This window comes from Streptomyces pluripotens (assembly GCF_000802245.2).
In the GTDB taxonomy this organism is placed as follows: Bacteria; Actinomycetota; Actinomycetes; order Streptomycetales; family Streptomycetaceae; genus Streptomyces; species Streptomyces pluripotens.
On record NZ_CP021080.1, the window covers coordinates 2025989 to 2050426 of the forward strand.

A 24438-nucleotide genomic window follows, 5' to 3' on the forward strand; every position below is an offset into this window, starting at 1 on the left:
CCAGATGGGGGGGCTCGAACTCGATCGTCCGGTGGCCGGACGTCCCTGTGGTGACCGAGGACGTCGTGGCTGAAGGCCGCAACCGACGCGCTGTGGCGGCTCCCGCTGCTGTCGTGGCCGAAGCTGCTGATCCGGATCGTCGCGGCACGGGCGCGTTCCGCCCGGGACATCACCGGGGCGTCGATCGATCGCCTCCGAAGTGCGGCCCAAGGTGCTGTTCGCGACCAGTTGGGGCACACCGGCCGCCGGCGACACCGAAATCGCTCCGCCCCCGCGACGCTCGTCGTACCGAGCACGATCGCGCAGGTCGGACGGATCAGCCTTCTGAGCTAGGACGTCCGGATCCTCGCGCGCAAAGAGCACCTTCTGTTGGAGCGTCAGGTCAGCGCCCCGGGTGGACGCATAGGGGAGAATCGCTGGCCGTCGAGGGGAGCGGCACCCCGCCCCCTCCCCTCAGCACGCTCACTCCTCGTCGGACCGTTCCACGGCTTCCCTCGGGTGTACGACCCACTGCGCCCGGAATTCGCGTCACTCCGGCTCCACCTCATCGCCAAGCGGCGTCAGCAAGGCTCCTGACGGCGTCGGACCTCACTCGGCTCTCGCGATTCATCCGCGCCGACCGAAGCAGTTCCCACCCTCCACGAGGATCAGGATCCCCCCAACTCCGCCAGCTTGGACATGTCGATGACATTCTCCGCGGCAGGCGGCTGCACGGTGACCGGCTTGCCGAAGTCGCTGAAGGTGACCGTTATAGGGTCTTTGCCCTTGGTCTGCTGGAACTTGAGAAAGCGGGGAGTTCCCTCCGTGGCGACGTACACGTCGCCGGCGCCGTCACTGCCGACACTGTGCACGACGATCGCCTTGACACCGTTAAGCGTGGTCAGCGGCCCCTTGGACAACTTTTCCGCGGAATCCGACTTGACTATCTCCTTGGTCATACTGCCGAGGTCACAGAACCCGGCCATGTCCTTAAGGCTCTTGTCATTGGCGCTCCCCTTGAGGTATCGGCCCTTGAACAGCTCCGCTACGCCCGCCGCGTCCTTCTTGCCCGATATGAACGCCCACATGGCAGCGTCCGGCTTCATCCAGAGAGTTCGGGAGTTCTCGATGATCTCGAAGTGACCATGCGTGCCCATTCCCATCTCGCCGACGCAATCACCCTTGCGGTCGGCGGAGAGGTGGCCCGTCATGGGGTCGCCGCCGTCCGTGCCGTCAAACGTCATCGTCAGCGAGGGGGTAACGAGCAGTTCCGCTTTCGCCCGCCGGACGATCTCGTCGGCAGACTTGGTTTCGATACCCGGAGCCTTCGAAGCGGTGGGGGTCGGAGACGCCGAGACGGTGGCAGTGGCGGTGGTCTTGGCCGCATCGGACGATGCGTCACTTCCACACCCGGCCAGACTCACGACCATCGCCGAGCAGACGAAGGTGACGGCGGCAAACCGATTGCTGTACATACAGAACTCATTCCTCCGGTCTGCGCCGGGGAAGGCAAACATCCTATGAGACCTGCGGGATGCTAGCAGCCGCCCGTGATGCATAAGATCGCCGAGTGATCACATGTCGATCACTCCTCACGCGGCTCCTACACAGGAGCCCCGGACACCGGCTCTTGACGGTTTGCGCGAGCGGTTCACGGGACGCGTTAGACCTACAGCGGCACCGGCTCCGCCCCCCACAACACCCCGGGCGCGTCGCCCGAGGCCACGCTCCAACGCGGCCTGCGGTGCCTGCACAGTGCGCGCTCGACCACTCCCCCGTGCTCAAGTCCAACCACCCGAACCCGGGATCTGCTCCACGTGCATCCGGCACCCCGTCCGTACGGGAAGGGCGTTGCCCACCGACGTCGCCCGTGACGCTGCCACTCCGAACGTGACCACGCACCCGCCGGGGACACACATGCCGACCGCACTCCACACCCCGCCAAATCCCTTGTCGGCACAATAAAAGTCCCAAGCATCTGGCATTGGGGCCAAGAGCGCTACAGATCCTGACGATTACTCACGGCGTTCCGACAACTCCACCCATCAACCCTGGAAAATCCTCCGGAACCGAGCACTTACCGTCGGTATCCCTTTACTCGGCGACCCCTCACCGCTCACTATGTCGTCCCTATGAGATCGCCACGGCACCCCGGGCGGACGGCAGTCAGGCCGTGTCCCACTGACCGCCGCCGATCGGTGCGGCAGTTCACCGAAGCCCGTGAATCCGGCGATACGAGGAAGCGAGGTCTAATGTGACCCATTCGGACACTGGAAGCGCAGATCAACAAGCCGACTCTGCAAACCCCTGCTACGAACTGCTGTCCGACACGGAACTCACACATTGTCTGTGCACCCAGGACGAGAAGGCCGAACCGGCGGCGCTAGAACTCCGCCGACGGCATCTGTCCGCTGTCCTGGCCTATGCGCGTGGATACACCACCCATCAGTTGGCCGGGAACCGCCTTGCCACGGAGGCCTTCGCCCGTACCGTGGAAGAGCTGCGCAGTGGCGTCGACCCCTTGGGGACCTGGCGTCACCACGCCCTGACCCGTGTGGTCAGAACGGCACTCGTGTGGGCGACGGACGACAGGCAGGAGTGGTTGCAGACCGAGTTCCTGATGTGGGCGCGGACCGCCGAACGGCCTCTCACGGCCAACGCGTCCGCGCTCGGCGCCGCCTCGTACGGCGCCCCTGATGTCATCCTCAGGGCCTTCTACCAGCTGCCCGAGCAGTCGCGAGGTGTCCTGTGGTATTCGGTCGTCGACGAGGAGCCGGACGACAGCGTCGCCCGGTACCTGGGCATTCGCCCGGACACCGTCCCCAGCCTGCGGGGAAAGGCCCGACTCGCACTGCAAGACGCCTACGCGAAGGAGTACTTGGCATCCCGTGGCACCGCGGAGTGCCAGAGGTTCGGCCACACCATCGAGACCGCCTCGCATACGGAGACCGCACGACCCCACCCGGCCCTCGTCGCGCACCTGGCCGGCTGCGCCCCCTGCGCGCACCTGCTGGACACGCTGACGAAGCTGTCGGGGGAGCCGCAGACCACCCTGGCCGCAGGACTGCTGATGTGGGGTGGAGCCACCTACGCCGCCACCTACGCCGCCAGCGGCTCCGCCCGCCCGCACTCCGAGCCACGGCCGCCAACGCACGCTCGGCCCGGCGCCCCGGGCGAGCGGAGCGCCTCGTCCGCGATGCCGGGCGACGCGGAGCAAACCCCGGCCGGCAGAAGACGCGGCTCCCGTCCGGCCCATCGCTCCGCCCCGAAACACCGGACCCTCACCGCCGCACTCGCCCTGTCCGCCGTAGCTGTGGGCGCCGTGGCCGTGGGCGCCACCATGGCCGCGAACGCAGTGTTGGGCCACGGCCAGCCCGCTGCCGGGGATTCACCCCACCGACAGCCGAGCATCGCCCCCGCATCCACGAGCCGTGCGCAGCCCTCCACCCAGATCCGCGTCGGGGTCACCGCGCAGCTGGTGCACAGCGACACCGGACTGTGCCTGGACCTAAAGAACGGGAAAGTACAGAAGCACACCGACGCTGTGGCCACGGCCTGCACGTCCGCCCCGACGCAACGGTGGACTCTCGATTCCCGCGGACGGCTGCACAATGCGGCCGATCCCGACTTCTGCCTCAAGGCCGACGGCGACGCCGCGGGCATCGGCATCCGGCCGTGCGACTCCGACAACCCGGAGAAGCGGTCACGGATGCTCTTCATCATCGGCCGGGACGGTGTGATCCGGTCCCAGTCCCGCTCCAACGAGGCCGTCGTCCCGGTGGGCACCTTCACCGGCGAACCACTGATCCTGGCTCTCAAGGAACGCACCCCCGGACACGCCCAGGCGTGGGCGGCACGCCCCGTCCCGGCCACGTAGGCCGCGCCACGGTGCGTCCGCGGAGGCATGAGGGTCAGAGAGTGATGAAGGTGAAGCTGTCGAGGATGGTGGGGCTGGGGGCTTTCCCGTCCTCACCCGGTGGCGTGAGGGGTCTGCTGGTGGTGACCGATTCCCCCGGGGGCGGGTTGGTCGTGGTGACGGGGTGCGGTGTCCCGCCGCTGTCCGTAGAGGTTTCGAGGGGGGCTCCGGCTCCGGGCGTGTTCTGCGGGTGTTTCGGAGGTGGCGGGCCGGGAGGTGTGGTGAGCAGGGCGCCGCAGTCCTGGTGGTAGATCCCGCCCGCCAACGCGTGTGCGCAGGAGGCCAGGTCGCTTTCGGGTTCGGTTAGGGCGTGAGCAACCAGAGGACGTGCCAGTTGCGGCCATCTCGTCAGCAGGACGGCGCGCAGGGCCGCGGCGCGTACCGGTCGGTGCGGTGCGAAGAGCCCTGACGTGACGGCGTCGGCAACGTCGCAACGGTGGTGTTCCGGGGCCGACACGGCAACGGCCGTCAGGATGAGGGCTTTAGCCTCGGGCTTCGTCCTGTGCAACAAGCTCAGGGCTTCAGCCAGGGTGAAGCACTGGAAGGCCCGGCGCGCGATGGCGTCGGCTTCAGCCATGGCGCGCTGGTGAACCTCTGGTTCGTCCGCGCTTATCTCGGCGAAGGGCACGCAGATCGAGTCTCCCGGGTAGAAGCGCACGATTGCGCCGTCGAGGCTGCGCCAGGTGGAGGCGACGCCCAACCATTCGTGGTCCTCTCCCCCCGCGTAGAGCCAACCCATGGTTGCTGCGAGGTTGCCGAATGCGGAGGTCTCCACCGGATCCCGGAAGGCGATTCTGCGCTGTTGCCACCAGCCCATGGCCAGTTCCTCCGCGTGGTGTGAACGTGTGGTCGTGTTGTTGTGCATCATGGGTGTGAGTCGGAATCGGAGGGCCGGCGCGTCGACCTGGTGCGCCAGATCCGCCGAAGCAGTCCCGGCCACCGCACCCGAGGGGCTCTGCTGTCCGGTCCGCGCTCGGCGGACCGGACAGCGAGTCGGCGCCGACCGATGTAGTGGGCGGGGGCCTGTGGAGCTACGGGGACGCTGGCTGGTGTCACCGGCTCCATGTCTTGACGGCGGCGTTGGAGAAGCTGTACATGGCGGATCCGGCGATGATGCCGGCCGCAAAGATGGTCATCGGCGTGGATGCCTCGGGCCCCTTGACGCGCAGCACCAGCCAACGGATGACCATGCCGGCCGCGACGATCCATCCCACTTGGGGGTTGGCAACGAGCAATCCGGTGGCCAGAAGGACGCCCAGCTGGCGTGAGGGTCCTCCAGCGAGCTGGATCAGCGCACCCGGGAGGGCCCACAGTGCCAGCTGGGCGACGCTGCTTGTGTCAAGCCCCGCCCGGATGGCTGCCGAATACGCCTTGTCGACTGGGGGGAACAGACCGGCGTCGAAGTAGAGGCTGTGTGTGAGGGCGACGACGACCACGGCCACCGCGAGGCCGACCAGCCCGGCGTAGAGTTGCTGACGTCGGCCCTCCAGCTCGAAGGAGCGGTCGGTTCCCTGGCCACGTAGCAGCCAGCCCGTCTTGAAGTCATAGCCGCCATCGGCGAATGCCGGGCTTCCCGCGGCGACGAATCCGACCAGCAGGACCAACGCCACGACGGGGAAGTGCATCAGCATCCCGAGGATCAGGAAGATCAGGGCTGTGGCGAATGCCGGGAACCAGCCCGCGTGCATCGCGGAGAGGCCCACGATCAACTCGGCGCAGATACAGGCGACCGCCGCAAACAGTACCCAGAGCACGAGCTGGAGCGGTGCCATGCTGCTGTAAAGGCCGCCGAGCACAGCCAGGGTGAGCCCGGCGCTGATGTAGAGAACGGTCCCGCGCCGCAGACCGCGCAGCGCGTCCTTGTCGGTGCGGGTCATCAGAGTGGTCGGAGGAGCATCGGTAGGGGGAGCGCTTGCCTCGTCGCCGGGGCGGTCGGTTACCGGCTGAGGGGCCTTGCGGTGCCGGAAGACGATCATGATGGCCTGGGCCAGGGCCACGAGGCCGGCGCCGATCATCATTCCATTGGGGATGTTGGAGCCGCCGAGGGCGAACCCGAACAGGGACTGCGAATATCCGGCGGCCAGCAAGCCCACGGCGAAGGCGAGCATCGTGAGGGACTTGGCGATGAACGCCACTCCCATCGGGGCCATCGGCAGCCCGAACCAGGAGCCGGCCACACCGAGGGCGATCCCGTACCCGAAGTTCTTGGCACGTTTGCCACCACGATCACCAGCGATGATCGTTTCCGCCGCGGCGACACCGGACGGCCAGGCGTTCTCCGCGGGGAACACGCGCGTGTCAAACATCCAGTACAACATCAGCAGGTCGATGACCATGGCCAGGGAGGCACCGATGAGCATCGGCCACATGAGTCCAGGTTCGCCGATGACCACCGGGATCCCGATCGGCAGCAGCAGCGAGTTCGCAGCGGCGAACGTCGCACTGGAGATGCTGGTCTGGACCAGGTTCTGTCGGTGGGTCGAACGAAAGCGCCGGAAGACGCTGAGCGGGATACGTGAGACCACGATCGAGGCGAGGACGCCCATGATCGACGTGTTCGGCGTGACACCGAGGCTGGTGATGATCTGAAGGCCGATCAGTGCCCCGGCGATCGATGTGAACAGAACCGCGGCGAGGACCGTCGGCTCGAACACCGACGGGTGTCGTTCTCTTTCGTGCTGTTGTGCGGGTTCCGTGAGGCTCATCTGGCCACCCCGCTCGACGTGTGCCGAGTCGGCGGGACGCAGGTCGTCGCCGGGCGGGAGTCTACGACCCGAGCGGCGGCCCGCCACAGGGGCGCCCCGCTCCGGTGCTCGCGGGCGCACCGGCAGGCGGTCCCAGCCGGGCGAAGTGCTCTGCGGGGATGCCGCGCTCCGGTGCCGCAGACCGGCGCCGGGTCGGCCCCCCGCGGGGACAGCGCGGACTCGATTCTATCCCGCTCGTCCGCTTCGGGGCCGCAGGGCGGCGGGATCATCACGGGCACCATGGCTCGTAGCGGAGTAGACATGATGACGGTGACTGGCAAACGTAGTGTCACGGTGACGACCTCCTGATGGACGACACAAACGGTGCGTGAACGTCAGAGGACCACCAGGGCCGTACCGAGGGCCATGTGCGACTTGCTGGCAGGGGCCGGGCGTCATTGGGCACTGTGCCCACCGGCGTCCGTCCGTTCCGGGGGTGCCCTGCATCGAGGGGGCCGCTGGTTGCCCGGGGACGGCCCACCACTGGTCGGCCCCCGGTGATTCAGCCAGCCGCACGGACACGCCGGGACGAGGGAGAGCCCAGCCACCCGCCACAGGTGCACCGATCCACGCCCGGGTGGCACCGCCCGGGGCTCATGGATTCGTCGGACAGGAGCGACTCGCACCGGCCGGGACGCAACGACCCGTTCCTCCACGCGAAGCCAGGCGCGGCCGTTCTGGCGTGCCCGCGTCGGGCGTACGGCCCCACGGCCGGGCACCGCACAGGGGCCGGGCCCCTGCGAAATCGACAAGTGGGCCTGGCATGCCGAACGCCCCCGAGTGGGACTCGGTAGGCACCGGGAACGGCCTTCCGGTTGTGCACACCGCACTGCCGTATCGCACTACCGGTGCATGCAGCCTGCTGACGGCCCCAACGGGCTTGTCTACCGTCCGACGGATTCCGGGGACACCCAGAGAAACGGAGACCCCATGCGCATCGGAATTGACGTGGGCGGCACCAACACCGACGCGGTGTTGATGGACGGCGAGCGGGTCGTGGTATCCGTCAAGACCTCCACGGCCGAAGACGTCACCAGCGGGATCGTCGCGGCACTGGACGGGTTGCGACAACGCCACGCGTTCGAGCCCGCTGACGTACGTGCCGTCATGATCGGTACGACGCACTTCATCAACGCACTCATCGAGCGTCGCAGACTGGCCCCTACAGCGGTGATTCGTCTCGGTCTGCCTGCCACCGCTGCACTACCGCCCATGGTGGGCTGGCCTGAGGACTTGGTCGAAGCGATCGAGGGCCGGGCGTACATGTGCCACGGCGGGCATGAATTCGACGGTCGCAAGATCAGCGACCTCGACGTGGACGAACTCAAGCGCGTCGCCAGCGACATGGCGGCACACGGCATCAGCAGCGTCGCCATCACCTCGGTGTTCTCACCCGTGACCTCCGAGTTCGAGCTGCGGGCGGCGGAGGTGATCCAGGCGGAGCTGGGTGAGGTGGACGTGTCGCTCTCCCACGAGATCGGCCGCATGGGGCTGCTGGAGCGGGAGAACGCCACGGTCATCAACGCCTCGCTGCGCTCCCTGGCGCGACATATCGTGAGCGGACTCGCCGAAGCCGTGCGAGGTCACGGCATCGCCGCACCGCTCTACCTCAGTCAGAACGACGGCACGTTGATGGACCTCGACTTCGCGCTGCGGTACCCGGTGGTCACCTTCGCCTCGGGGCCGACCAACTCCATGCGTGGGGCGGCGATGCTGTCCGGCCTGGGAGACTGCGCCGTGGTCGACATCGGTGGGACGACCTCTGACGTGGGCATCGTGCGCGGCGGATTCCCGCGCGAGGCCGGGACGGACGTCACAGTGGCCGGGATTCGCACGAATTTTCGTATGCCCGATGTGGTCTCGATCGGCATCGGCGGGGGCAGCCTGGTCCGGTTCGAGGGGGCGGAGGCACAGGTGGGCCCCAAATCGGTGGGCTACCGCCTCCCGCAGCGTGCGATGGTTTTCGGCGGTGGCACTCTGACCGCCACCGACGTGGCCGTCGCCGCGGGCCGAGCCAAAATCGGAGATCCCTCCCTGGTCGCACACCTCGACCGCGATCTCGTGTCGGCCGCGCTGGACGTCATAGTCCGCCGTGTCGTCGCCTCGGTGGAGCGGATGCGGACCTCCCCCGAGCCGCTGCCCGTCGTCGCGGTCGGGGGCGGCTCGATCCTGCTCCCCGACCAGCTAGAAGGGGTCGAGGTGCACCGGCCGGAGAACTACTCCGTCGCCAACGCAGTGGGAGCGGCCATCGCTCAGGTGGGCGGCGAGGTCGACCGGGTCTACTCGATCGAGGCCGGTGGCCGAGCCCGCGCCCTAGACGAGGCGCGGCAGGAGGCGGTCGACAGAGCGATCAAGGCTGGAGCCTCACCGGGGACCGTCGAGGTCGTCGAGGTCGAAGAGGTGCCACTGGCCTACCTCCCGGGCAACGCCACTCGAATCCAGGTCAAGGCCGTCGGCGCACTCCAGATCAGCTGACAAGCGGAACAAACGGACACAGAAGAGGAATCCAGTGAGCTTCGAACTCGGCATCGACGACCTGAACGACCTCGCACGCGGCGCTGCCGTCCTCGGCACCGGAGGGGGCGGTGACCCCCACGTCGGCCGTTTGATGGTGGAGAACGTCATGCGCTCCACCGGCCCCATCACGATCGTCGACATCGACGAGATCGACGACGACGACTTCATCGTGCCGATCGCCCAGATGGGAGCGCCGACGGTAGCCGTGGAGAAGATGCCAGCGGGAACCGAGCCCGTTGCCGCACTGCGCGCCGTCGAACGCCATCTCGGGCGCACCGCGACGGCGACGATCCCGGTGGAGTGCGGCGGGATCAACTCGATGATCCCGCTGCTGGTCGCCTGTCAGACCGGACTGCCGGTGGTCGACGGTGACGGCATGGGCCGGGCCTTCCCCGAACTCCAGATGAAGACCTTCGCCGCCTACGGCGTCCCCGGATCGCCGATGGCCCTGGTCGGGGAGCGAGGGGAGACCATCGTCGTGGACACCGGCAGCGACGACAAGCGAATGGAGTGGCTGGCGCGCGGCATCACCATGCGCCTGGGCGGCGCCGCCCTCATTGCTGAGTTCACGATGACGGGAGCACAGGTGCGGCGCACCGCGATCCGCCGCACGCTGACCCTCGCACTGCGCATCGGTCGCACGCTTCGGGAGGCACGTGAGGCGCACGAACCGCCGGTGACCGCGCTGGCCAGGACCATCGCCGGCACCGACTACCGCCACCTGCGGGTGCTCTTCACCGGCAAGGTCACCGACGTGGAACGCAGGACCGACGGAGGGTTCGCCCAGGGCCGCGCAACGTTCGCGAGCTTCGAAAGCAAGTCCGAGCTCCGTCTGACGTTCCGGAACGAATTCCTGATCGGCGAGGTCGACGGCGAGGTCGTCTGCACCGTACCGGACCTGATCTGTGTGCTCGACGCCGACAACTGCGAGCCGATCACCACCGAGGGCTTGGCTTACGGCCAACGGGCCACCGTGCTCGGCATCGGGACGCCGCCGGTGATGCGGACTCCGGAGGCCTTGGCCGCGTTCGGACCCCAGGCTTTCGGGTTCACAGAGAGTTTCCAGCCGGTCGAGGAGCGGATTCCCTGCTGATTCAGTGACCCGATCTGGCGTACCTCCTGACAGCGCCACTGGTCACTCCACGAGCGTAGTGTGGAGAGGCCGAGACCGGTTCGGACCACGAGGTCGTCGGGTGGAGGCGGAGCAATTGGCCGAAGTGGACAGGGACTCCATCCCCGCACTGGAATGGGGTACGACCTTGCTCGGGTCCGGCGGCGGAGGGCCCGCGTCGCTTGCTGCGAGCTGGCTGGCGCACAGCGTGACCGAACACGGGCCGGTCCGGCTGCTGCAAGCACAGGACTTGCCCCCGCGGGCATCCGTGCTGCCGATCGGCATCGTCGGCTCCACCCAGGCACTGGCGGAGAAGCTGCCTTCGGGCGCCGAGTTCCGGGCGGCCGCCGACGAGATCGGCACAGTAGTCGGCCCCCCGGCCGCCGTTATGCCGATGGAGATCGCCGGGGTCAACGGCGTCGCGATGTTCGCGGCAGCCGCCTCGCTGGGCTTTGACGTCGTCGACGCGGATCTCACGGGCCGCGCCCTGCCGCGTCTGGATCAGCTCAGCATCGCCGCTGCCGGACGGTCGCTCACCCCGATGGCGTTCTCGGGGGCAGGCGGGCTTCGTGGCCTGATCGACGGAGTGGGAGCCGTGGGCCTGGAGCGGCTCGTCCGGACGATGCTCGCCGGAGCCGGTGGATGGCTGGCCGTCGCGTTCAATCCCATCCCCGCCGGGAAGTTGCAGGAGACAACGATCGTCGGCTCGGCGGGGCACGCCCTCGCACTGGGGCACCAGTGGATGGGGCGGGGTGCGGGGGCGGCCGGCGACGTCCTCGCCGAGGGCCGCGTGGAGCATGTGATGCGCCAGGATCCGCAGACGTCCAGAAGGCACGGTGCCGTCACCGTCGTAGACGACCGCGACGGCGCGGTGCTGCGAGTGGAGATGGAGAACGAGTACCTGTTGGCCGTGCGCGACGGGGTGGTGGTGGCCGGCACCCCGGATCCGCTGATTCTGGCGGACAGGCGCACAGGGCGGCCGGTCCAGTGCGACCAAGTGCGCAAGGGCATGGATGTGGCCTGCGTCCGGCTCCCCGGGTTCGACTTCTGGTGGCGTTCGGAGCACGTGGAGCTGGTGGGGCCGCGGGCTTTCGGCCTCGACCACGAACCAGTCCGATTTGACGCGGGGACAGTATGACTTCTCTGACGGTCGCCGGCCTGTGCCTGCATCCTTCCTGGTCGAACGTTCGCCCCTTGGCCGGGGACGCGTACCTCGAAGCGGAGATCACCGACGTCCGGCTCGTTCACGGGTTCCGCGGCCGACCGGGCAGAGGCTCGCTCGTCGTGGCCGTCGATGCCGACGACGTGTCGGACTGGAGGATCGATGTACTTCTCCGCAAGGCCTCCGACGCGGGTGCTGCGGGCCTGTTGCTTCCGACCGCCTCACCGTTGCTACCCACGACCGTCCTGCTGGCCGACCGGCTGGCCGTCGCCGTCGTCGGGAGCAGGGGAAGCGCTGTCATGGACCTGGCCATAGCAGCGCAGGAACAGCTGGTAGCACCGGACATCGAGCGGATGCGCTTCGTCCTCGCCGCCCATCACACCGTCGCACAGCAGCAGCGGGCGCCCGAGGAACTCGCGAAGACCGTGTCCCACCTTCTCGGGTCCGATGTCGCGGTCCTCGACCGCAGCGGCGCATCGATCGCGGGTGCCCCGCTGGCCCTGCCCGGGTTCGACCCCCACCCGCCTGTGCCACGCCGCGACCGGGACGGAACCGCCGTCACCCTGATCGTGCCGGTGCCCTCTGCATTCGGGACAGCCGCCGACCTCTGGCTCGCCACGGTGATCGAGCACCAGGACCCCGCATGGGAGCGGACGGTTCAGGATGTACTCACGGTGGCGGTTACCGGCCTGCAGCGGTGGCATGCGACACGACGCACCGAACTGGAGCGTGAGGCGCGCCTGCGGACCTCACTGCTCGCCGAGCTGTTGCGCCTGGAGGCGGAGCCCTCACCCGGGCTGAGGCGTCGGCTCATCGAGATGGGCTGGCGACTCGACGGCCAGCATGTGGGGGTACGCATCGGTGTGGCGGAGGAAGTCGACGTCCTCGCCCTCAGCGACAAGGTGCATGCCGCCATGCACGCGGAGAATTTGGATGCACAGGTCGTCGAGGGGGCCGACGGCTGGTCGGCGTGGGTGACGCTGGACCGCGAGCCGAGCCGGACCGACATCGGGGCACTCGTGTCCGCTCTACGCCAAGTACAGCGCAGGCTGAACCGGTTCGTGACCTCGCACGTGGGAGTCGGCCGGGCACACGGCGGGGCAGAGGGACTCGCCCTCTCTCTGGGGGAGGCGGCCGACGCCGCACGTCTGGCGCGCAGCCGACGGGAAGTCGGCCGGTTCCTGCACATAGACCGGCTCGGTTTCGCCCAGCTGTTGCTGGCCTGGACCCGCACCGACACCTTCGAGCCGGCCGCGCGGGAGCTTCTGGCGCCACTGATGGATCAACCAGGCGATCTCATTACCACCGTCTCGGCCTATCTGGACGCCGAATCACGGCTCACCGAGACAGCAGCGGTGCTCGGGGTGCACCGCAATACGGTGGCCGCCAGGATCGCGAGAATCGAGCAGGTCCTCGGCCTGGACTTGGCCAACGCCGACGAACGCCTCGCACTGCATCTGGCCTGCCGTGCGCGCCTGAGCCTCGACTGAACGGTGTGCTGTGTGCCCACTGGCTCCCCTCGGAGGCAGCACGCTGCCCATGCCCCTTCGGCCTCCCTCCTGAGAGGCTTCGTCCCACGAGGGAAGCCACCGAGGGGGATGGCCGAGGAGGGGCCATGAGGTATCACCGATCTCAGTTCGTCGAGGCCGCCGCGCCCCTGGTCCGTCCCAGGCTTCCCGACGGGGCTCCGGCGGTCCGGACCGCTCTCCCCGGCGAGCCGGCCCCGGAGCCCACCTGCCAGGCACTGCTTGCGCTGCCGGCCGCCGAAGACCAGGTACACCGCACCCGGGATTTCACCTCGCGTGTGCTGGACCACTGGTGCGTGGCCTCCGACGACCGGGAGTCCGCCGTGCTGATCGTCAGCGAACTCGCGGCCAACGCCGCACGCCACGGCCGCTCTGAAATGACCCTCAGGCTGGCCCTGCGCCGACCGGTCCTCAACATCTCGGTCGTCGACACCGGACGGCCCCGCCCCACCGGTTCGTCGACGGAATGCGCCGACCCCGACGAGCACGGCCGCGGACTGCGCATCGTCGAGGCTCTCGCGCACTGGTTCGACATCTACGAGACGGACGACAGCGGCTTCCAGGTGGATGTCGATCTCCTCGTGGCCGATCCGGAGTCCTGAACACCTGTCAGCGATGGCAGCAGCCGCACTTTCTCATCGCGTTGAAGCAATCCCGGCCCGGTACGGCTCATCGCCCCCGAAAAGCCCACCAGGACGGCCGCCAGCGCCCAGCTGGCACCAGCAGTCCCTTCAAGGGGGTGCACCAATGCGCGTGCACTCACCAGTGTTAGCCGGAACCACTCACGAGGAGCCTCTCACGTGACCGCCACCACGCCCGCCTCCCGCGCGGCCCAAATCCTCTCCCGCCCGATCACTCTCAACGGCCTCACCGTCACCAACCGGATCGTGATGGCCCCGATGACCCGCATGTTCTCTCCGGGCGGCATTCCCGGTGAAGACGTGCGCTCGTACTACGCGCGCCGTGCCGCCGCCGGAGTGGGCCTGATCGTCACCGAGGGCACGTACGTGGGCCACGAATCGGCCGGGCAGAGCGACCGCGTGCCCCGGTTCCACGGCAAGGAGCAGCTGGCGGGCTGGGCGAGGGTCGCCGAGGACGTGCACGCGGCGGGCGGCGCGATCGTCCCGCAGCTGTGGCACATCGGGATGGTCCGCAAGCAGGGCGACCCCCCTTTCCCGGACGCTCCCGCCATCGGCCCGTCCGGCCTTGTCACCGAGGGAACCAAGCCCACTGGCAAGGCCATGACCCGGCAAGACCTGGATGACGTCGCCGCCGCGTTCGCTGAGGCCGCTGCCGCCGCGGAGCACGTCGGTTTCGACGGCGTGGAGATCCACGGTGCCCACGGCTTCCTGATCGACCAGTTCCTGTGGGCGGGCACCAACCGCCGCACGGACGTGTACGGCGGTGACGCGGTGGCCCGCACCCGGTTCGCGGCGGAGATCGTCGTGGCGATCCGTGAGGCGGTGTCCCCCGACTTCCCGGTCTTCTTCCGCTACTCGCAGTGGAAGAGGCAGGACTACGGCGCCCGCCTCGCAGAGACTCCCGAGGAGTTGAAGGCCATCCTGACCCCGCTCGCCGCGGCCGGTGTGGACGTCTTCCACGCCTCCACCCGCCGCTACTGGCTCCCCGAGTTCGAGGGCTCCGACCTCAACCTCGCGGGATGGACGAAGGAACTCACCGGCAAGCCGGTCATCACCGTCGGATCCGTCGGCCTCGACGGCGACTTCATCAAGGCGTTCCATGGCGAGGGCGCACCGGTGGGCAGCCTCGACAACCTCCTGGACCGCCTGGAGCGCGACGAGTTCGACTTGGTCGCCGTCGGACGCGCCCTGCTCCAGGACCCGCAGTGGGCGGCCAAGGTCCTCGCCGACCGCCACGACGGGCTGAAGCCGTACGACGCGGCGGCCTTGAAGACGCTGACCTGAGCTCGATTGCCCGGCTCGGCGACCACGAGCGGGTCTGTACGGTGAGCGGCCCTGTCTCACTTTCGGTGGTAACAGAAGGTGACACCCGATACTTGTGGTGATTTACCCAGCTCAGGCTGCAGGTCGACACCTGGGCTATGAGTTCGCCACAGGCAGGGAACGGGATCCTGGGTGGGCGCCCGCGCGGCTCAACCAGGCATTCTTCTCGTGACTTTCCGTCACCACCGAATGTGAGCCAGGGCCGTTCGCTACACAGACCCCACTGTACGGGGGAGTGATCATCCTCGGCTTCTACGGCGTCTACTTCCTCCTGGACCTGCCCCTGGTACGACTGCGGGGCCCGGACGCTCGCGATCATCGCGGCCGCCCTCGCCCTCGTCACACCACAGCTGGCGTTCGCCCTGAACTCGCTGCTGACCGAGCCGATCCAGCCGAGCATCAACGCCTACGACCCGCTCCACCACCTCAGCGACGTGGGAGTACTCGATCTGCTGCTCACCGGCTTCTACCCGGCGCTCACGTGGATGCCGGTCGTGATCGCCGGTATGGCGCTGGCCCGCCTCGACCTATCCTCCGGCCCAGTCCAGCGGCGCCTTGCCGCGCTCGGCGCCGCCCTCACCGTGACCGCGTACGGCATGTCCTTGCTGCTGGCAGGCAAGGACGCATTGAGGAGCCTCGCGGAAGGCGGGCCGTCGTCCGGCGGCTCCGAGTCGATGCCCCCGACGGCGAGTCGCTCCCCGATATGCCGACGTCGTTGCTCTTGACGGCCGGGTCGCACAGCGACACCACGTTCGACATCATCGGCAGTGGGAGTCGCGATCCTCGTGATCGCCGGTGCGACGGTGGCGATGGACCGCCTGCCGCGACTGCACCGCCTGGCGAAACCGGTCATCGCCGTGGGCACCATGTCCCTTACCGCCTATGTCGGCCACTTCGTCGCACAGTCCACGCTGCCCATGCCCACCGGGACCCGCGCCCTGCGCCGGACGAGGGATCCAGCGCCTTCCTAGACGAAGCCCCCGAGGGAGCGGGCCCTTCCCGTACGGCACGAGCAGCGAGGCCGGCTTTGCGGTTCAGGTCCCGCGCGAGCAGGCGTCTTCATCACTGATCCATATATAAGAGATCTTGTATCTTGGTATACTCTAGTTGATACACAAAGGAGGGCGCCCATGAGTCGTACCGTGATCGACCTCGACGACGAGGCCCTAGAAGAAGCGGCCAAGGAACTCGGCACCACCACCAAGCGCGAGACCATCAACACCGCCCTGCGGGAAGTCACGGCCCGTTACCGGCGTCTGCGCGCACTCGACGAAGCCCGCGAGCTGGTGACCGACGGCGCGCTGGACATGGACCTCCTCCTGGACAAGAGCAAGTACCGGCCCACGAGCACAGCCGACGCCACCCCCGACACCGGAGCGCATGAGTGACCGTCGCCGATTACCTCATCGACACCTCCGCGCTCGCCCGCGTCCTGCTCCGCCAGAACACGGCCGACTGGGATGACAGGATCGGCGCCGGCCTCGTCGCAATCTGCGACATCACCGAACTGGAGGTCCTCTACTCAGCCCGTTCGGCCGCAGACCGTACGCGTTTGAAGGCGGCGCTCGACGCCCACTACGTCTGGTGCCCCATGCCGGACGGCGTCTACCGCCGCTCCCGCGTCGTCCAGGAACAGCTGACCGCCAAGGGTGAGCACCGCAGCGCGGGCCCCGTCGACCTCCTGGTGGCTGCCGCCGCCGAGGAAGCGGGGCTCACACTGCTCCACTGCGACCACGACTTCGACACCATCGCCCGCACCACGGGGCAGCCGGTCCGCACGATGGACCTCAGGCAGTAGAGCCTCCACAGCCGCGCAGTCGGCGACGAGGCACAGGGTGGCCCCATGGCAACGGCCTGTCGAGAACTCAGCCGAAGCCCGGGCGCCCGAGCCACGGGAATGACCGGCCGACCGGGAACTCACCCACGGCCCGTACCGTTCGTCAACCGTGCTCGCGACCCCTTGCTCTCGGTCCCGGGTGGCCGAGGACGGGCACCTCGGATACGCGCCAGGCACCCATGGCACTGGGCCCGCACCGTACACCCTGCCCTGAGGTGACCTCGAAGGCAGACTTCGCGGTACCCGCGTCCTCACAGCGTCCTCAATTACGCCTCCGGCTCTTCGCCGAGGCCGCTCCTGGGCTCTTCCCCCACCACGCTCCGGCGCGTTCACGCAGGTCAGCGCAACGCCTACTCCCATACGTCAACTCGCCGCCGAACTCACGAGCAGCGGATTCGGTCCGATGAGGCCGAGTTGACGTTCCGACACCTCAGAAAAGGCGTTTCCGCAGGTCACGGCCCTGTACTGGTGGGGCGGGTGGGACTCGAACCCACGGCCGACGGATTATGAGTCCGATCGAGGACGATCCGGAGGGTGCCACCGGATGATCCACTCTGCCGTTCTGGCTGGTCACGACCCACGCGCGCCGCCCCGATATGACGCCCTCTGCCGCCTCATTCTGGTGCGTCCGTTCCCATCGGGTTCCCAACCCGTTCTCAGGATGCACCATCGCTGAGCAGCCATGATGCGGCGCCGCCCTGGCCTCGGCGGCGCCGCTCGGCCACCCTGAGGCCGCGACACCCCGCTATGCGATCATCTGCCAATGCTGAAGATCGCAGGTTACGAAGACGTCCCGCTGGTGGACGGTTCGAGGTTCCTCGACCTGCCTCTCTTCTGGCCGTGCCACCTCGGCTCAAGCCTGTGGGGCGAGGAAGCGCAGGCCATCGCCTTCGGCCCCGACTGGGACGACGCTCAAGAGCTGTACAAGACACTCTCGTGCCCCGATGAGTGGCCAGCGTTCACCGTGCACCTGCACTCCGGGTACGCGCTCCACGTCATCTATCGCAACTTGGAAGGCGAACACGGCATCGACTACCTGCTCTCCCACCCTGCCTGGACGGAAGCCGTCACACTCGCCACCGACGATGGTCACTTCATGGGACCCGGCCTGTCCTGGCCTGAGCTGGAAGCCTCGGCCGACCAGGGCTCCACATCCGGGGTTACCGACCCCAACGCCCGCCTGCTACTCCTCTTCCCCATGCTTGGGGATGCCGACGTCCCTGAAGCCGCGGTGCCCCGCCTCGCCTCAGCACTGGCGGAACTCACGATCGTCGAGGACACCGCCGAGGTCGCGCGCGTGCTCCTCGAAAATCAAGGCCAATGGACTCCGGCGAGCTGGCGCGAAGCCGATGGCACCTGGATCTGCGACGGCTCACACAGTTTCCGCAACCCTGAGAACCACTTCGCGCTGCCCGCTCCACGGCTGGCCGCAGCCAGCAGCGCACTACTCAGGAGGTAAGTCAGGGCCTGATCGGAAGGCGGCCGGGGCGCCTTCCCGTCACCGAAGCTCTTGCCCCGGCGCAAGTAGTCGGTCCGCGGTCCCAGAGGAGTCGGTGTCTCCGTTCGGCTCCACGGTCACCGGCGTCGCGCCGCCCTGCGAGCTGATGAACCACGCCAACACTGGCTGAGTGAGCGGAGCACCACCTTCGTCCTCCCAGTGCGCCCGCCACCCACCACCGGGAACCACTCCCGCTATCCGGTGGACGCGCTCCAGATGAGAGAAGTCCTCGAAGTCCGTTACGGGCCTGAGCCCACCTCGTTCTGGGTCCACGATGAGAGCAGCGCCGGTGGTCGGGTGCCACGCCTCGACACCACGCTGCCGGCCCACCGCGGTTTCAGTGCCAGAAAAGAAGGCCATCCAGCCTGTCTCAGTGAAGTAGTCCACGCCAGGCATTCTCATGGATGCGCTCGCGAGCATCTCGCTCGCTCCCCGCTGGGCCACACGCATCGGTACGGTTCTGGGAGATGAGCCCGAACGGATGAGCCGTGACGCCCTGCTCCTGCCTCGCGTCTGCGGCCCACCACCACCTTGGGGGTGCACTGATGTTGGAGGAAGCCGAGGAGATCGGTCGTCGCGTCCGACGGGCACGACTGCGGCTCGGGATGCCGCAAGCCGACCTCGCCGCCGCACTGGGCAAGACCCAGGGCTGGGTATCGAAGATGGAACGCGGCCTGATCGAGCTGGACCGGGTCGGGCTCCTGAATCTCGTCGCCGCCGAGCTGCACGTACACCCCAATGACCTGATCGGCCGACCGTACGCGAGTAGCCCCGCCGAGAATCAGTGGCAGGTCTCGGCGGCATCCATCCTGCGCGAGTTGCGCCGCTACGACCTCGCGCCGATCTTCGACGGCTCTCCTCGTCCGTCCGGCGAGCTGTGGCGAGACATGACCCGCCTGCACCGCCTGCGGGACGCCGCCGCCAATACGGCGATCCTCGCCACCCTCCCCGACCTGCTGCGCGAAGCTCGCGCCCTGGCCGAGGCCGCGACGGGCCACGAGCGCGAGGAGGCATTCGCGATCTATGCCGTCGCGTGCAAGTTCGCCCACACCGCCGCACACGCCCTCGGGCACCCCGAACTCGTCGCCATGGCGGCCGAGCGCGCCGCATGGGCCGCTCGGCTCTCGGCCGACCCCGTCATGCCCGCGCTCGCCGACTGGATGCGCGTCTGGGACATGTGGGCCACCGCCGATTGGGACGACTCGATCACCCTGTCCGATAAGGCCCTCGCCAGCGTGCAGCGCGAGTACGAGCTCGGCGAACCGCTCGCCCTACGGATGTGGGGCACGCTCCACCTGCGCGCCGCCGTCGCCGCGGCCCGTGCCGGCCGACCGGCCGAGGCCGACGAGCGGATCAACCACGCCCGCGACGCTGCCCGCCGGATGGCAGGCCACCACAACCCGCCGATCTACGACCGGCACTCGGTCACCTTCTCCCCCGGCAACGTACAGATCCACGCGATCAGCGTCGCCCTGGAGACAGGCGAGCAGACCAAGGCCCTCGCCATAAACCGCCGCACAGCCCCCGAGCTTGTCGCAGCCCTTCCCAACTCCCGCCAGGGGCACCACCACATGGACCTCGCCCGCGCGTGGCTGTGGGACGGCAACCGCGACCGCGCACTCGCGGAGCTGGAGACCGCAGAGCGGATCGCCCCTCAGCTCGTACGGAACCATCCGATCGCCCGGTCGACCCTCCGCGGCATCGTCTACGCCGAGCGAATCGCTACCCGCGAAAAGCTGCGCCGCATGTCAGACCGCTTCCACCTGGACGGATGAGGGCGGTATTCCTCCGATTCATATTGGGTCCCTGACGCGCCTCTAACTTCTGGGGCATGACAGGACGACCAACACCCCATCTCCCTTCGCAGGGCGGCGAGTTAGGGACGGCCGGACCGTTCTATCCACGACTTGGCGACCTCGCCCGCGACACCGCCAAGGACGGGCGAATCGGCGTCGTGGTGACGCTGCCCAGAGTGGGCGCCAGCACATACCACCTGCGTCCGCCAGGCGGTGGCGACGAGTGGTCGGCACCGGCCGACGGAGCAACCCTGCGCCCCGTCCCAGCACAGGCCACATACGTGACCCCGATGCGACGCGACGCCGTGTACGACCACCGGGCCCAGCAGAGCGCGCTGCCAGTTCTGGTCCACTACGACGACGGCGGTACGGCCGAGTCCCTGCTCGTCCTCACCCCGGACCAGGTCGAGTTGTACGCGATCCAGTTCGAGCGACTCATCTCCCAGCGCGAGCAGGCACAGGGAAACGCAGCATGACCGCGCGCCATGCTGCTCAGCGCGGGACCGCGGCCGGCGATCCGGTGGGCCGCTTCCTGAGTTGAATATGGGTGCTCGGCACCGCCGCGGGATTCGCCGCGCTCACCACCATGACCACCGCTGAGCTCGGCCACCGCAACGCACTGACGGCGATGGCCGTCACCGACGCCGGGCTCCCGGCGCTCTGATCTCCCCGCCCGCTCGGATGACCCGACAGATCCCGGGCGGGCGGGGCACGCCTCGGTCCGCACCGTCCCAGTCGCGCCGGCCGAGGCGCTTCACAGCACGTCCCATGCACCACTGACCAAGGAGGCAAGGACCGTGACCGCAATCCAGGAACGTCCCGCGACCGACGCGCGGAATCTGATCGGCGCCAAGCTGCGCGCGACGCTCGTGTCCAACATGCAGGCCAAGTTCCCCGAGCTGACCGACGACAAGGCCGACCGCGGCGTCGGCCAGATGATCGCCTTCCTCGCGGCCGGCGCGTACAGCGACACCCCGCTCAGCCCGTCGCCGCTCGTCGATGACTTCTGGCACGCCTTCCTGCTGCACACGCAGGCGTACCAGGACTTCTGCTCGGGGACGATCGGCAAGTTCGTCCACCACCAGCCCGGATTCCTCGACAAGGAGGAGCACGGCGGCGGCAAGGCCCTGCGCGCCCGGACGGTCGAGGCGATCGTCGCGTCCGGGTTCGTGATCGACATGGAGTTCTGGCCCGAGCTGGACCTCGCCGACTGCTCGCAGTGCCACGCCAACTGCCACAACAGCCCCAAGTACGCCTGACGTACCGCCTGCGGCCGGTCCTCGGCTTGTGCCACTCTGTGGCCGAGCCGGGGACCGGCTTCCGTTCTGCACGAGGAGTAAGCGGGTGGACCGCACCGCATGGCTTGAACTCCCACCCGAGGCCCGTAGCGCCGTCGAGGTCTACATCGGCCCCGTCGAGCACGCCGAGACCGCAGAGACCGGCGTCATGGCCCGCCTTGCCTGCACCCTCCACACCGCCACCGGGCCCGTCTTCGTCAAGGGCACCCGTAGCGACGAGCCAGCAGCGTGGATGTACGACTACGAAGCGCGCGTGACCCGCGTCGCACCCCTCGCCCCCCGCGTGCTCTGGCAGGTTGACGCCGGCGGGTGGCTGCTCACCGGGTACGAGTACCTCGTCGGTCCCCACCCAGACCTCAGCCCAGGCTCGCCCGACCTCGGCCCCTTCCTCGACACGCTCACCACCATGTCCGAGACACCCTGGCCCGAGCAGGTCCGCAAGAAGCCCCTGCACATCCGCTGGGCCGGGTTCTTCCCTGCCGACCGCTCCCCCGATATCGAAGGCCGGGCCCTCGTCCACTCCGACGTGTCACCGCTGAACATGCTTGCCACCGGAGACGGCATCCGCGTACTGGACTGGGCTCTTGCCTGCCCCGGCCCGGCATGGGCTGACACAGCATTCGCCATCCCACGGTTCATTCACGCCGGCCACACCGCGGAGCAGGCCGAAGCCCTCGCCCAAGCGGTGCCCGCCTACAGCACTGCCGAGCCCTCGGCAGTTGCCACCTTCGCAGCCACCCTGTGTGGCGTCTGGGAGAGCCGCGCGGCCAGCGACCCAGCGCCGCACCGCGCCCCTCTGATCGCTGCCGCCCGAACCTGGACCATGCATCACAGCAGGCAGGACGTGCACGGCGCTTAGTGCCGAATCCCAGTGCGATCGTCCTGCCGGGTTTCCATCTTGGCCGCACCTTCTAGTATTCATTTTCCCGAGAATGCGATCTTTTCCAGGATTCCGCGAACGGAATTGGAGACAGGTTCCGACGCCCCAAGGGCCGCCAGGCCAGCCATGGGTAAGAGGATTCCTCGAATCGAATCCCCCGATTCCTTGAATGGTGGAAGTAGGGGGAGGATCAGACCTGCCGCTGAAAGGAACGCGGCAGGGGCGAGCCTCGCCGACGCCCTCGCAATCAAGGATTTGTTGGTGATTTCGGGGGCGTGCTCCAAAAGGGATTCCCAGTCGTCTCTCGATGCGGCGACGAGCCCAACAGCTAGTGACTCGCAGATCCGGTCGTAGTCGCCTTGATTTCCGGCCTTAGCGAGGCTGTCAGAATGCCTGCGAAGAACGGCAGCAAGGCGGAGATTTTCAACCTTGATCTCGCGACGAACGCGCCACTCGAGAGAAAAATCTGTGCGGCGAGTCCTGACGCGAGTCGCAGAAATCTCGCGCGCAATCGTAAGCAGGCGAAATCTGAGGCGCTTGGAGATCTTCGCATGGTGCCACGTTGTCCTGGCCATGTAGAACGTTGAGACTGCGGGAATCAGTCGCGCGAGCAAAAGATCCGAACGGCGGGCCCAGTGTGAAGCAAAATCCCTATGTCGATCAAAATTCATCGCCGCAATCGCATTTGCGCCAGCCAGGAGCGTCCCTCCCAAGAGGGTGGCGAGCAGCAGAGAAAATCGCTCCGGCCACCTGCCATTCACTTCCATATAGAATGCATATATCGAGAATACCGTCGCCATTAGCGTGAATAACCCAAACGATACCTTGAAATACTGCGACGCGAGATGGTACTGATTCCTCCGCCAGGCGCGCATATATCGCGCTTGGAGTCGACGCTGCTCGCTTTCGCTTAATGCTCCGATGTGCTCTATTTGCCCCCAGATTCGCGCCCTTTCGGGCCGCGCTCGCACCCTTACTTCCCGGTCTGCGATTTCTTCCCCAAGCTCGCGGAAGCGCGAAAAGCCACTTGCCACAATCCCCCCGTTTTCACCGACTGTTTAACCGTGCTCCCGATATGGAGCACTCTGGCTGTCTGCTGGAGTGTAGAGCCCCGAGCGTTCCATGACAGGGCCTTCCGGTCACGCAGGCAACGGGCGGGCGCTCACAACGGCCAGATGCACCAGTGGAGCGCCGAAATCGCGGAATTTGACACTCTGTCAGGGATTGTGAAGATCGGTACCGCCGGTCGCGACAGACTTTGTTAGGGACTCGGCTCACAAGCTGGTTGACATCCATTGGTGACATCAACGCGGGCGGACGGTCGTGGACAGCAGTGATTCCCGACGGAGGGACGCGGTGTTGGTGGGCGGAAGGCTGCTTGCCCGGGCGAGCTGACAAGGCACAGCTCCGCTGGTTGGCGGGGCTGGACCTGTAGGGCGCACTGTGTCAGCTACGTATCGAGTTGAGCCGCTTCTTGGTCGGCAAAGCGGGCAGCGATGGCGCTGCGCAGCCCGTCTCCGTCGCCGGCCGAGCCATCGGCCTGGCGCCGCAGGCCCGCAACGGTTTCACGCAGGCCGGGCTCGGCCTGGTCGAGGTCGAGGCGGATACGCAAGGCCGCACTCTGGTCCTTGGGCAAGCGGTCGACGAGGGCCCGGTCAATCGTGCGTAGCACCGGGGCCGGGTCCGCTTCGGTCCAGCCGCGGCCGTCCAAGCCCTCGGGCTTGGCTCTCCTGGCAGCTAGGTACGACGGGAGTTCGACGCGCAGAGCGCGCAGGGTGTCGACGTCTGCCGAGCCGATCACATCAGCAGCACTGCGGCCAGCGTCGAGCAAGGCTCGGGTACGGTCCCACGCGCGCCCCCGGCGGGTCTCGGCGAGGAGTTGCTCGGTTGCGGTGCCCGTGGTCGGTGCCGAAATGCGTTCGGCGTACGCGCGGATCTGTTCGGCCGCCGCGTTGGTCGTGCGCTCGATGCCGTCCAGTTCGGTGCCTGCGTGCTCGCGGGCGGCACGTTCCATTTCCGCCCGGCGACGGGCGTTTGCCTCGTCGGTGAGGTCGGGGTCACGGAAGGTTCGGGCCTGGCTGAGCCCGTCGTCGAGGCGCCGACGCAGTCCGGCGAGGTCGGTTTCGCGGGCACGGCGGACGGTGGCGAGGGAGAGCTGTGCGTCAATGATGCTCGGGCCGGTGAGGCTGGTCATGGTGTGGGGTCCTTCG

The 24438-nt window shown here is 67.8% G+C and carries 20 protein-coding genes, 1 tRNA gene and 1 pseudogene; 15 read left to right on the forward strand and 7 right to left on the reverse strand.

Features of this window, described 5'->3' with window-relative positions:
• Positions 1–647 precede the first annotated feature (647 nt).
• Positions 648–1454 carry a hypothetical protein gene (locus LK06_RS08980; RefSeq protein ID WP_039654529.1) on the reverse strand — a complete coding sequence of 269 codons (807 nt, stop codon included), beginning with the start codon at positions 1452–1454 and terminating at the stop codon, positions 648–650.
• A 779-nt stretch (positions 1455–2233) separates the two neighbouring features.
• On the opposite strand from LK06_RS08980, the gene LK06_RS08985 reads away from it, so the two are divergent.
• Positions 2234–3856, forward strand: coding sequence for a ricin-type beta-trefoil lectin domain protein (locus LK06_RS08985; RefSeq protein ID WP_039654530.1), 1623 nt, complete (start codon positions 2234–2236; stop codon positions 3854–3856).
• A 34-nt stretch (positions 3857–3890) separates the two neighbouring features.
• On the opposite strand, the gene LK06_RS08990 is transcribed toward LK06_RS08985, so the two are convergent.
• Both LK06_RS08990 and LK06_RS08995 read right to left on the reverse strand, forming a co-directional pair.
• Positions 3891–4763, reverse strand: a complete 873-nt coding sequence (locus LK06_RS08990) for a hypothetical protein (protein WP_159025165.1) — start codon at positions 4761–4763, stop codon at positions 3891–3893.
• Positions 4764–4947: 184 nt separating this feature from the next.
• Complete coding sequence (locus LK06_RS08995; RefSeq protein ID WP_039654552.1) at positions 4948–6600, reverse strand: OPT/YSL family transporter; 1653 nt, start codon at positions 6598–6600, stop codon at positions 4948–4950.
• 969 nt (positions 6601–7569) lie between these two features.
• Between LK06_RS08995 and LK06_RS09000 the strand changes: the two genes are divergently transcribed.
• From LK06_RS09000 to LK06_RS09040, 9 genes and pseudogenes are all read left to right on the forward strand, one after another.
• Complete coding sequence (locus tag LK06_RS09000) at positions 7570–9114, forward strand: hydantoinase/oxoprolinase N-terminal domain-containing protein (protein ID WP_043433130.1); 1545 nt, start codon at positions 7570–7572, stop codon at positions 9112–9114.
• A 34-nt stretch (positions 9115–9148) separates the two neighbouring features.
• The gene (locus tag LK06_RS09005; protein WP_039654533.1) at positions 9149–10249 is read left to right on the forward strand and encodes an S-methyl thiohydantoin desulfurase family protein; all 1101 of its coding nucleotides are present in this window, start codon (positions 9149–9151) and stop codon (positions 10247–10249) included.
• 124 nt (positions 10250–10373) lie between these two features.
• Positions 10374–11405: a DUF917 domain-containing protein gene (locus tag LK06_RS09010; RefSeq protein ID WP_052270264.1), complete on the forward strand. Its 1032-nt coding sequence runs from the start codon at positions 10374–10376 to the stop codon at positions 11403–11405.
• Positions 11402–12919, forward strand: coding sequence for a PucR family transcriptional regulator (locus LK06_RS09015; RefSeq protein ID WP_052270265.1), 1518 nt, complete (start codon positions 11402–11404; stop codon positions 12917–12919). Before LK06_RS09010 ends, LK06_RS09015 begins: the two co-directional genes overlap by 4 nt.
• A gap of 125 nt (positions 12920–13044) precedes the next feature.
• Positions 13045–13557, forward strand: a complete 513-nt coding sequence (locus tag LK06_RS09020) for an ATP-binding protein (protein ID WP_078858783.1) — start codon at positions 13045–13047, stop codon at positions 13555–13557.
• Between the two features lie 198 nt (positions 13558–13755).
• Positions 13756–14880 carry an NADH:flavin oxidoreductase gene (locus LK06_RS09025; RefSeq protein WP_039657115.1) on the forward strand — a complete coding sequence of 375 codons (1125 nt, stop codon included), beginning with the start codon at positions 13756–13758 and terminating at the stop codon, positions 14878–14880.
• Positions 14881–15145: 265 nt separating this feature from the next.
• A pseudogene (locus LK06_RS09030) lies at positions 15146–15851 on the forward strand (DUF418 domain-containing protein); the annotation flags it as partial.
• Between the two features lie 198 nt (positions 15852–16049).
• Positions 16050–16307, forward strand: a complete 258-nt coding sequence (locus tag LK06_RS09035) for a type II toxin-antitoxin system VapB family antitoxin (protein ID WP_039657116.1) — start codon at positions 16050–16052, stop codon at positions 16305–16307.
• A complete protein-coding gene (locus tag LK06_RS09040) occupies positions 16304–16717 on the forward strand; it encodes a PIN domain nuclease (protein ID WP_039657117.1) in 414 nt (137 codons plus the stop codon). Before LK06_RS09035 ends, LK06_RS09040 begins: the two co-directional genes overlap by 4 nt.
• A 505-nt stretch (positions 16718–17222) precedes the next feature.
• On the opposite strand, the gene LK06_RS33075 is transcribed toward LK06_RS09040, so the two are convergent.
• Positions 17223–17310 (reverse strand) — tRNA-Ile (locus tag LK06_RS33075).
• A 209-nt stretch (positions 17311–17519) separates the two neighbouring features.
• On the opposite strand from LK06_RS33075, the gene LK06_RS09045 reads away from it, so the two are divergent.
• Complete coding sequence (locus LK06_RS09045; RefSeq protein ID WP_052270266.1) at positions 17520–18215, forward strand: hypothetical protein; 696 nt, start codon at positions 17520–17522, stop codon at positions 18213–18215.
• A 39-nt stretch (positions 18216–18254) separates the two neighbouring features.
• On the opposite strand, the gene LK06_RS09050 is transcribed toward LK06_RS09045, so the two are convergent.
• A complete protein-coding gene (locus LK06_RS09050; RefSeq protein WP_234367589.1) occupies positions 18255–18650 on the reverse strand; it encodes a hypothetical protein in 396 nt (131 codons plus the stop codon).
• Positions 18651–18799: 149 nt separating this feature from the next.
• Here LK06_RS09050 and LK06_RS09055 point away from each other — a divergent pair, with 149 nt between their 5' ends.
• The 4 genes from LK06_RS09055 (at position 18800) to LK06_RS09070 (ending at position 22207) form a co-directional block, all read left to right on the forward strand.
• The gene (locus tag LK06_RS09055) at positions 18800–20029 is read left to right on the forward strand and encodes a helix-turn-helix domain-containing protein (protein WP_039657121.1); all 1230 of its coding nucleotides are present in this window, start codon (positions 18800–18802) and stop codon (positions 20027–20029) included.
• A 56-nt stretch (positions 20030–20085) separates the two neighbouring features.
• Positions 20086–20526: a hypothetical protein gene (locus LK06_RS34240; protein WP_234367381.1), complete on the forward strand. Its 441-nt coding sequence runs from the start codon at positions 20086–20088 to the stop codon at positions 20524–20526.
• A gap of 321 nt (positions 20527–20847) precedes the next feature.
• Positions 20848–21309, forward strand: coding sequence for a glycine-rich domain-containing protein (locus LK06_RS09065; RefSeq protein ID WP_052270267.1), 462 nt, complete (start codon positions 20848–20850; stop codon positions 21307–21309).
• A gap of 85 nt (positions 21310–21394) precedes the next feature.
• Positions 21395–22207 carry a phosphotransferase gene (locus tag LK06_RS09070; protein WP_039657125.1) on the forward strand — a complete coding sequence of 271 codons (813 nt, stop codon included), beginning with the start codon at positions 21395–21397 and terminating at the stop codon, positions 22205–22207.
• Positions 22208–22266: 59 nt separating this feature from the next.
• Here LK06_RS09070 and LK06_RS33080 read toward each other — a convergent pair whose 3' ends face one another.
• Positions 22267–22995 carry a hypothetical protein gene (locus tag LK06_RS33080; protein ID WP_159025213.1) on the reverse strand — a complete coding sequence of 243 codons (729 nt, stop codon included), beginning with the start codon at positions 22993–22995 and terminating at the stop codon, positions 22267–22269.
• A gap of 683 nt (positions 22996–23678) precedes the next feature.
• On the reverse strand, positions 23679–24422 hold the full coding sequence (locus LK06_RS09075) for a hypothetical protein (RefSeq protein ID WP_043433133.1): 744 nt from the start codon (positions 24420–24422) through the stop codon (positions 23679–23681).
• Between the last annotated feature and the right edge of the window lie 16 nt (positions 24423–24438).